At 66.1% G+C, this 10,663-nt stretch carries 2 protein-coding genes; both read right to left on the bottom strand.

Annotated elements, in window-relative coordinates; translation table 11 throughout:
• On the bottom strand, positions 1-4,169 hold a 4,169-nt coding region (locus PVZ80_RS12320), incomplete at its 3' end, for an amino acid adenylation domain-containing protein (protein ID WP_273863953.1).
• On the bottom strand, positions 4,169-10,663 hold a 6,495-nt coding region (locus PVZ80_RS12315; protein WP_273863952.1), incomplete at its 5' end, for a non-ribosomal peptide synthetase. The genes PVZ80_RS12320 and PVZ80_RS12315, both read right to left, overlap by 1 nt.

The following is a 10,663-nucleotide window of genomic DNA, read 5'->3' as shown; positions in this document are numbered from 1 at the left end:
TGGCCGCTGTAGCGGTGCAGCAGCACCTGGAACGAGGCCAGCAACAGCATGAACAGGGTCACCCCTTCGCGCTGCGCCAGTTGTTTCAAGGCGCCCGGCAACGCGCCGTCCAGGCTGATGCCCAGGCGCGCGCCACGGTGGCTTTGCTGCAACGGACGCGGATGGTCCAGTGGCAGGTCCAGCACCTGGGTGCCGCCTTCCAGTTGCCGCAGCCAGTAGCCCAATTGCCGCTCGCGTTCGCCGGCGTCCATCCACTGCCGCTGCCAGGCCGCGTAGTCCGCGTACTGCACCGCCAGCGCCGGCAACTCGGCCGGCTGCCCCTGGGCATGAGCGCCATACAGCTGGATCAGCTCCTCGACCATCAGTTGCATCGACCAGCCATCGGAGACGATATGGTGCTGCACCAGCACCAGCACATGCTCGTCCGCCGCCAGGCGCACCAGGGTCGCGCGCAGCAAAGGCCCCTGGCGCAGGTCGAAGGCCTGGCGTACCTGGGTCTCGAGCACCTGCTGGATCAATTGCTCGGCGTTGCCGGGCTCCACCAGCAAGGACAGGTCCTGTTGGTCGATCCGCAAGCGGGCCTGGGCCTCGATCACCTGGGTCAGGCCCTGGGCGCCCTCGACAAAGCGCGTGCGCAGGGTTTCATGGCGAGCGATCAGCGCATCGAAGCTGCTCTGCAACGCCGCCTCATCCAGGGCGCCGCGCAGGCGCAGGGCCATGGGGATGTGGTAGGCGCTGCTGTCGGCATCCAGCTGCCAGAGGAACCACTGGCGCTCCTGGGCATAGGAGACCGCCAGGGGCTGCTGGCGATCCACCAGGGGAATCGCTTCCAGCGCTGCCGAGGTATCCGCTCCCAGCAGGCGCACGAAGTCTTCCAGCGACTCGCCTTCGAAGAGCCGCTTGAGCGGCGCCTCGATGCCCAGGTCCTGGCGCAACCGCGACATCACCTGGGTGGCGAGCAGCGAGTGGCCGCCGAGTTCGAAGAAGTTGTCGCTCAGGCCGACCTGTTCCAGCTTCAGCACCTGGGCCCAGATCCCGGCCACCTGCGCTTCAAGCTCGGTGCGCGGGGCCACATGGGCGCGCTGCAGCAAGCCGCTGTCGACGGCGGGCAAGGCGCCGCGATTGAGCTTGCCGTTGGCGGTCAGGGGCAAGGCCGGAAGGAACAGCACGTGGGCCGGCACCATGTACGCCGGCAGATGCTCGCGCAAGCCAGCCTTGAGGTGTTCCCGCAGCGCCAGTTGCGCGTCGGCCTGGGCCGCGTCGTTCCAGGCCAGGTCGTTCCAGGCCGGACCGGCCGGCACCACATAGGCCACCAGCTGCGGACCGTCCGGCCCTGCCTGGGCCAGGACCACCGCCTCGCGCACCGCCGGCAGTTCCAGCAGGCGTGCCTCGATCTCACCCAGCTCGATACGGAAGCCGCGAATCTTCACCTGATGGTCGATGCGGCCGATGTAGCCGATCGAACCATCGGCCTGGTAACGCGCCAGATCGCCGGTACGGTACAGGCGCTCACCCGCCTCGCCGAAGGGGTCCGGGACAAACCGCGCGGCGCTCAGGTCGCCGCGGTTCAGGTAGCCCCAGGCCAGCCCGGCGCGCCCGACATACAGCTCACCGATGCAGCCCTTGGGCACCGGTTGCAGGTTGCCGTCCAGCAGGTACCAGGACATGTCGGGGATCAACTCGCCGATCGGGCTGGCCCCCGCCAGCGTCAAGTCCGCCTGGGACAGCGGGCGGTAGGTGACGTGCACCGTGGTCTCGGTGATGCCGTACATGTTCACCAACTGCGGCTGGCGGTCGCCGAAACGCTGGAACCAGGGTTGCAGGGTATTGACCTCCAGGGCCTCGCCGCCGAACACGATGTAGCGCAGCGCATGCCCCTGCCCGGCGGCGCAGGCCACGTGCATCAGCTGGCGGAAGGCCGACGGCGTCTGGTTGAGCACCGTGACCCCTTCGGCGCAGAGCAGCGGGTAGAAATCCTGGGCCGAGCGCGCCACCTCCTGGGGCACGATCAACAGGCGCCCGCCATGCATCAGGGCGCCAAAGATCTCCCACACGGAGAAGTCGAAGGCATAGGAATGGAACAGGCTCCAGACATCCTCCGGGCCGAAGCGGAACCAGTCGGCGGTCGCCGCGAACAGCCGCAACACATTGTGATGGGGCTGCAAGGTGCCCTTGGGCTTGCCGGTGGAACCCGAGGTGTAGATCACATAGGCCAGGTCCTGTGGGGTCACCCCGACCTCGGGGTTGTGCACCGCGTAGGCGTCCAGTGGCTGCTCGAGCAACAGGGTGGTGCCGGCGAATGCCGGCAGCCCCTGGCGCAGATGTTCCTGGGTCAGCAACAGCCTGATACCGCTGTCCTGCATCATGTGTTGCAGGCGGTCCTGGGGATAGGCCGGGTCCAGCGGCACATAGGCACCGCCGGCCTTGAGGATCGCCAGCAGGCCGATCAGCATCTCCAGGCCACGCTCCGCCGCCAGGCCCACCAGCACATTGGGCCCCACGCCCTGTTCGATGAGTTTGTGCGCCAGGCGGTTGGCCCGTTCATTGAGCTGCCGGTAGTCCAGGTGCTGGCCCTGGAACGTCAGGGCGATGGCCTCGGGCGCCTTCGCCGCCTGCGCCTCGATCAACTGGTGCACGCAGGCCGTCGAGGGGAATGCCTGCGGCTGCGGATTCCACTGGGCCATGCTCCGCGCCTGTTCCCCGGCGTCGAGCATGGGCAGCTGGCCAATGCGCTGCTCCGGCTGGCGGACCATGCCCTGCAGCAACTGGCGCCAGTGGCCGGCCATCTGCTCGATGGTCGCGGCATCGAATACATCGGTCGCATAGATCAGCGAGGCAGCGATCCGGCCCTGGGTCTCCACGGTGTCCAGGGTCAGGTCGAACTGCGCCGACTGCCCTGCCGAGTCCAGGGCTTCGATGCTCAGGCCCGGCAGGCTGAGGGCGCCCGCTGGAGCCGCGGCCTCGACCTGATGGTTGAACATCACCTGGAACAGCGGGTTGTGGCTCAGGCTGCGCTCCGGTTGCAGCGCCTCCACCAGTTGCTCGAAAGGCAGGTCCTGATGGGCCTGGGCCGCCAGGGCGGTCTGCCGCACCTGCTGCAACAGCTGGCTTACGGACATCTGCCCGTCGACCTCGGCCTTGAGCACCTGGGTGTTGACGAAGAAGCCGATCAGCCGTTCGGTCTCGACCCGGTTGCGGTTGGCGATGGGCACGCCGACGCGGATATCGGCCTGGCCGCTGTAGCGGTGCAACAGGGTCTGGAACGAGGCCAGCAACAGCATGAACAGGGTCACCCCTTCGCGCTGCGCCAGGCTGCCGAGGGCTTCACTCAAAGGCTGCTCCAGGGTCAGCTCCAGGCGCGCGCCGCGATGGCTCTGGACGGCCGGACGCGGACGGTCCAGCGGTAGTTCCAGCAGGGGCTGCTCGCCCCCCAGCTGCGCAGTCCAGTAGGCCAGCTGGCGTTCCTTCTCACCGGCTTCCATCCAGTTGCGCTGCCAGATGGCGTAGTCGGCGTAGTGGATCGGCAGCGGCGGCAGCTGGGGTTGTTGCCCCTGGCTGTAGCCGATGTAGAGGGCCATCAGTTCATCCACCATGACCTGCATCGACCAGCCATCGGAAACGATGTGGTGCTGGGTCAGGACCAGCACATGGTCGTCCTCGGCCAGCTGCAACAGGCCGACCCGGAGCAAGGGCCCTTGCAGCAGATCGAACAGCTGCCGGGTCTGGGCCTGCACGAAGCCCTGCACCGCCGTGTCGATCTCGCATTCATCGGCCGCCAGCGTCTGGCGGGCGATTTCCAGGCGAACCTCGGGCAGCACCACTTGCAGCGCCGCGTCGGCATCCTCGACGAAATGCGTGCGCAGGCTTTCATGGCGGGCAATCAGGGTGTCGAAGCTGCGCTGCAAGGCCTCCACGTCCAGCCGACCACGCAGGCGCAGGGCCTTGGGAATGTGATAGGCCGTGCTGTCCGGCGCCAGCTGCCAGAGAAACCACTGGCGTTGCTGGGCATAGGAAAGCGGCAGGCGCTCCTGGCTCAGGCGCACCTGCGGAATCGGCAGGTTGGCCGGGGAAATGCCCTGCTCCAGCATCTTCTGCAGGTAGACCTTGCGCTTCTCCAGCGGCAGCAGGATGAAGCCTTTGACAATCTTCAACGCGGTGGCGTTATCCATTACACGGCCTCCATTTCGTCGAGCAACAGCTCCAGCGCACTCAGGTCGGCGCCCTGTGCCTGGCCCGGGGCCTGCTGCAACTGGCTGACGAACAGCCCCAGGGTTGGAAATTCGAACGCCATCTGCACACTGACTTGACGCCCAAGCTTGAGCTGGACTCGAGAGACCATCGCGGTTACCAACAAGGAATGCCCACCTGATTCAAAGAAGTTATCGTTCATGCCCACTTGCTCGACTTCGAGCACCTCGGCCCAGATCGCCGCGACCTGTTGTTCCAGCTCGCTCTGCGGCGCGACATAGGCCTGCTGCAACAAGCTGGTGTCGGCCTTGGGCAGCGCCTTGCGGTCCAGCTTGCCGTTGGGGCTCAGCGGCAACGCTTCCAGGAACAGCAAATGGGCCGGCAGCATGTAGTCCGGCAGCACTTCCTTGAGCGCCGCTTTCAGTTGTTCCCGCAGCCGGGCCTGATCGTCCTGGCTGTCTGCGCTCACACCCTGGGCGACCACCAGATAAGCCACCAACTGCGGACCACCGGCCGCGTCCTGGGCCAGCACCACGGCTTCGCGCACTTGCGGTAGCTCCAGCAGACGGGCTTCGATCTCGCCCATTTCGATCCGGAAACCGCGGATCTTCACCTGGTGGTCGATACGCCCGGCGTAGTCGATCACGCCCTCGGCGTCGTAGCGCGCCAGGTCGCCGGAGCGGTACAGGCGTCCGCCGTCCTGGCTGAACGGATCGGGAATGAAACGCTCCGCCGTCAGGCCTGGGCGATCGTGGTAACCCCGGGCCAGCAGGTCGCCGCCGATCATCAGCTCGCCCGTGGCGCCCTTGAGGGTCAGGTTGCCGCTGTTGTCCAGCAGGTAGATGGAGCGGCCCGGCAGGCCCTTGCCCAGGGGGATCTGGCTCGGCAGGGTTGCGCCGTCTTGCAGGTAGCCGCTGCAGTCATGGGCGGTGACACTCACCGTGGCCTCGGTGGGCCCGTAGGTATTGAGCAGGCACGCGTGCTTCAGCCCGGCCTTTTTCCAGGCGGCCACGCCTTCGGCCGGCATGGCTTCGCCGCCCAGGTTGAGCTGGCGCAGGCGCCCGAAGTCACGGGGTTCGCGGCTGGCGTAATCCTTGCCGAGCATGAACCAGTAGGCGGTGCTCAGGTCGACGATGCTGATGCCCTGCCCGATCAGTTCGCGGTAGAAGGTCTCGCTGTCCCACAGCTCTTTGCCGCGAATCACCACCGAGGCGCCGCAGATCAGCGCCGGGTATAGCTGCTCGACGAAGGCGTCGAAGTTGAAGGTGGAGAACTGCAGCCCACGGTCCTCGGCGGTCATCTTGAAATAATCCCGGGAAACCTGGGCGTGCTGGCTCAAGGCGCCGTGGCTGATATCCACGCCTTTGGGCCGGCCGGTGGAGCCGGAGGTGTACATCACGTACGCCAGGTTCTCCGGATTGCTGCGTTGGGCCGGATTGCCCCGGTCATCGCCAGCCAGCCATTCCTGGCCCTGATCCAGGCACAGGTGCGGCACCGCTACGCCATCCTGCAAGCGTTGCAGCAGTGGCGCCTGGGTCAACAGCAAGCGGATGCCGCTGTCCTGCATCATGTAATGCAGGCGGTCCTGCGGGTATTCAGGGTCCAGCGGCACGTAGGCGCCCCCGGCCTTGAGCACCGCCAGCAGGCCGACGATCATGTCCAGCCCGCGCTCCACGGCGATGCCGACCCGGACATCCGGGCCAATGCCCAGCTCGATCAGCTTGTGGGCCAACTGGTTGGCGCGCTGGTTGAGCTGGCCGTAGCTCAGTTGCCGGTCGCCACACAGCAGCGCCACCGCATCCGGGGTGCGCCGGGCCTGGGCTTCGATCAACTGCTGGACGCACTGCGGCGCCAGGTCCCGCGCCGGGGTCCGGCTGCGCTGCTCGTCGATCAGCCGGCACTCGGTGGCGCCGAGCAACGACAGTTCGCCGAGGCTGCCCTGCGGATTCGCCAGCATGCCCATGAGCAGTTGCTCCAGGTAGCCGGCCAGTTGCTGGATATTCGCCTGGGCAAAATGCTCCCGGGCATAGCTGTAGTCGAAGGACAGGGTCTGCCCCAGGTAGACCGACAGGGTCAACGGGTAGTTGGTCTGCTCATGGTTGGCCGCCGTGCCGAAGCTCAATTGCGCCGGGGCGCCTTGTGCCAGGGCTTCGGACACCGGGTAGTTCTCGAACACCAGGATGTTGTCGAACAGCGCCTCGCCACCCAAACCGGCCCAGCGCTGCACTTCATACAACGGTGTGTGTTCGAAGTCGCGCAGGGCCAGGTTGCGTGCCTGCACCACCTGCAGCCAGTCGCTGGCGGCCATGTCCGGACGCGGCGAAGCCACCACCGGCAGGGTGTTGATAAACAGGCCGATCTGCTGTTCCACGCCTTTAAGCTCCGCGGGACGCCCGGACACCGTAGCGCCGAACACCACCGTGTCCTGCCCGGTATAGCGTTGCAGCAACAGCAGCCAGGCAGCCTGCACCAGGGTGTTGACCGTGACCTTCTGCTGGCGGGCGAACTCGCTCAAGCGTTGGGTCTGTTGGCCGTCCAGTTGCTGCTGATAAGCCCCGTAGCCTTGGTCCGCGACGCTCTGCCCAGCACTGCGGTTGATGGGCTGGGCCAGGCGGGTCGGCTCGTCCAGGGTCGCCAGTTGCTCTTTCCAGAAGGCCTCGCCGAGCTGGGCGTCCTGGCGTTGCAGCCAGGCGATGTAGTCGCGATAGCGGCCAGGCGCCGCCCCTGCCGATTGCCCCGAGTAACCTTGCAGGACTTCCCCCAGCAGCCGCGAGTTGCTCCAGCCGTCCATCAGGATGTGATGGTTGGTGTAGATCAGGTGATAGCGCTGGTCGTCGAGACGCACCAGGGTCAGGCGCAGCAAGGGTGCCGCCGCCAGGTCGAAACCGCGCTGGCGCTCGGCATCGGCCAGAGTATCCAGAGCCTCTTGCTGTCGAGGCTGGCCACGCCAGTCATGCTCGACAAAATCCAGGGCAATGCGCTTGTGCACCACCTGGATCGGCACCGGCAGCTCGCCCTGCCAGAGGAAACCGGTGCGCAGGATATCGTGACGGTCGATGGCCGCTTGCCAGGCCTGACGGAAACGCTCGGGATCGAGCCCCTCCACGTCCACCCGCAGTTGGTTGATGTAGTCGCCGCCCTGTTGCTCGTACAGGGTATGGAACAGCATGCCCTGCTGCATCGGCGACAGCGGGTAGAGGTCTTCGATCTGGGCCAGGGACAGCGGCAGGCGATCCAGTTGCTGCTGGCTCAGGCCGGCCAGCGGGAAGTCCGAAGGCGTGACGCCACGGTGCTGCGGCTGGCTGCAATGCTCGATCAGCGCCTTGAGTTCCTCGGCATAGTCATCCGCCAGGCGCTGGATGGTCGCGGCGTCGAACATCTGTGTGCTGAAGGTCCAGCCCAGCTTCAACTGACCGCCATAGACCTGGCCATTGATGCTCAGCCAGTTACCCAACGGGGCCTCGGCACTCTGGTCTGCGCCCTTGGCTTCGGCACACGGGGCGAACCAGGCATCGGCCTCGTCGAAGCTGGCGTCGAACTGGCCCAGGTAGTTGAAGGTGATGCGCGGTACGGCCAGGGCCGCGAGGGTTGCCTGGGCATTGGCATCCCCCAGGTAACGCAGGGCGCCAAAACCGATGCCCTTGTTCGGCACCGCGCGCAGTTGCTCCTTGATCTGCTTGATCGAGTCGGCCAGGGCCGCCTGCGGCGTCAGCTTGACCGGGAATACGCTGGTGAACCAACCCACGGTACGGCTCAGGTCGATGCTGTCGAACAGTTCTTCACGGCCGTGGCCTTCCAGTTGCACCAGGGCGTTGGCGTCACCGGTCCAGCGGGTGATGACCCGGGCCAGGGCCGTCAACAGCAGATCGTTGATCTGCGTGCGGTAGGCCGCCGGGGCGTCCTGCAACAGGCGCTGGGTGTAGGTCGGGTCCAGCTCGGTGCTGACACTCAGGGCATCCTTGACCGCCACCTGGTCCGTTATCCGGTCACAGGGCAGGCCCGATTCGACGCCTTGCAGCTGGGCCTGCCAGTAAGCCAGTTCCTGTTGCAGCGCCGCGCTTTGGGCATAAGCCTGCAACTGCCCGGCCCAGGCCTGGGTCGAGCTGGTCTTGGCCGGCAGCTTGATGGTTTGCCCGGCCGCTTGCTGTACCAGGGCCTGCTGCAGGTCTTCCAGCAGCACCCGCCAGGACACGCCGTCCACCACCAGGTGATGGATCGCCAGCAGCAGACGCTGGCTGCCGTCCTGCAAGGTCAAGAGTACGGCGCGCAGCACAGGCCCCTGTTGCAGATTGAGGCTGCGTTGCGCCGCGTCGCACAGGGTTTGCAGCGAATCCTCAGCGACCTGGTCCGCCAGCCACAGCACCGCATCGGCTTGCATCGCGGCCAACGGTGCCGAAGTCACCGGCGCCGACGGCGCATAAGTCGCGGCCCAGCCGGCCCCCTCTTCGACGAAGTTCAGGCGCAGGCCGTCGTGGTGTTCGAGCAAGGCGTGCAAGGCTTGCTCCAGCGCCTTGGCACTCAGGGTCTTCAGCGGCTTGAGCAGCACCGACTGGTTCCAGTGCTGACGTTCCGGCACCGGGGTGTCGAAGAACCATTGCTGGATCGGCAGCAGCGCCATCTCGCCGCGCACCGGGCCCTGGTCGATCTGCAATCCGCCCTCGCCCTGCTCCGCCACCGTGGCCAGTCCCTGCACCGTCTGGTGCTGGAACAGGTCTTTCGGGGTAAAGCGGATACCGGCCTGACGGGCACGGCTGACCACCTGGATCGAGATGATCGAGTCGCCACCCAGTTCGAAGAAGTTGTCGGTCACGCCGACCTGTTCCAGCTTCAGCACATCGGCCCAGATGGCGGCGATCTGCTGTTCCAGTGGGTTCTGCGGCGCGACATAGGTCTGCTGCATCAGTTGCGCATCGACCTTGGGCAGCGACTTGCGGTCCAGCTTGCCGTTCGGCGTCAGCGGCAAAGCCTCCAGGAACAACAAATAGGTCGGCACCATGTAGTCCGGCAGGTTTTCCCGCAGGCGGGCCTTGATGCTTTCCCGCAGCTGCGCCTGGCGTTCGTTGCTCGAAGTAACGTCGGCATCCACCGGCACGATGTAGCCCACCAGTTGCTGGCCGCTCGGGCCTGGCTGGGCGATCACCGCCACTTCCAGCACCGAGTCTTGCTCCAGCAACCGCGCCTCGATTTCACCCAGCTCGATACGGAAGCCCCGCACCTTCACTTGATGGTCGACACGACCGACGTACTCCACCAGGCCGTCAGTGCGATAACGAGTCAGGTCGCCGCTGCGGTACAGCCGTGCACCGCTGGTGCTGTAAGGGTCGGGAATAAAACGCTCGGCCGTCAGCCCCGGCCGATCCAGGTAACACCGGGCCACGCCCAGGCCGCCCAGGTACAGCTCGCCCGCCACGCCCACCGGCAGCAGGTTGAGGTTGGCATCGGCGACGTAGGCGCTGCGATTGCCGACGATATTGCCGATCGGCGCATAAGCCGCGTCGCACGGATCGCCGGCCTTGGCCTTCCAGATCAGCGGGGTGACCACGGTTTCGGTCGGGCCGTAGCCGTTGAAAATGTACTTCGGCCGCAGCACCCGCCAGGCCAAGTCATAACTGGCCTGCGGCACCGCGTCACCGCCGAAGCAATAGACCCGCACCGCCGGCGGATTGCCGTCGCGTTCGGCGTGCACCGCCAGCTGTTGCAGGTACACCGGCGGGAACACACCGACGGTGACGCCGTAGCGGTGCATCTGCTCGTAGGTGTATTCCGGCGACCACAGGCTGTCATCGCGGATCAGCACGCTGGCACCGTAGATCAGCGGGTGCATCCAGCCTTCATGGGAGCCGTCGAAAGCGAAGGACATGAAATGCAGTTCGCAGTCCGCCGGGCTCATTTCATAACGCTCGCCGGTGGCCAGGCTGTGCATCGCCAGCGGGCCATGGGACACCGCCACACCCTTGGGCAGGCCGGTGGAGCCGGAGGTGTAGATCACGTAGGCGAGGTTTTCCTCGGCCAGGGTCACCTCCGGGCTGGTCATAGGGTAAGCCGCAAAGTCAGCCGCGCCTTCGACGCTGAGGGTCGGCAAACCATCGGGAATCGGCAGGCGATCCAGCAGATGGCTCTGGGTCAGCAGCAACCAGGCACCACTGTCCTGCATCATGTAGCGCAGGCGATCCTGGGGGTATTCAATGTCCAGCGGCACATAAACCCCGCCGGCCTTGAGCACGGCCAGGAAGGCCACCATGATCTCCGCGCAACGCGGCATGGCGATGGCCACCCGGACTTCCGGGCCGACCCCCAGCTCGATCAGCTTGTGCGCCAGCTGGTTGGCCTGGATGTCCAGCTCGCGATAGCTCAGGCGCTGCTCGGCGAAGAACACCGCCGGGGCCTCCGGCGCCCTGGCCGCCTGGTCGGCGAACAGTTGGTGGACAAAGCGGTTGGTGGGGTAAACCACCTGGGTGTGATCCCAGTCCTGGCG

It is taken from the genome of Pseudomonas sp. B3G-3, assembly GCF_028640915.1.
Lineage (GTDB): Bacteria > Pseudomonadota > Gammaproteobacteria > Pseudomonadales > Pseudomonadaceae > Aquipseudomonas > Aquipseudomonas chlororaphis_I.
The sequence above is the reverse complement of the archived record's forward strand: the minus strand, read 5'-3'. Positions and strand labels throughout refer to the sequence as shown.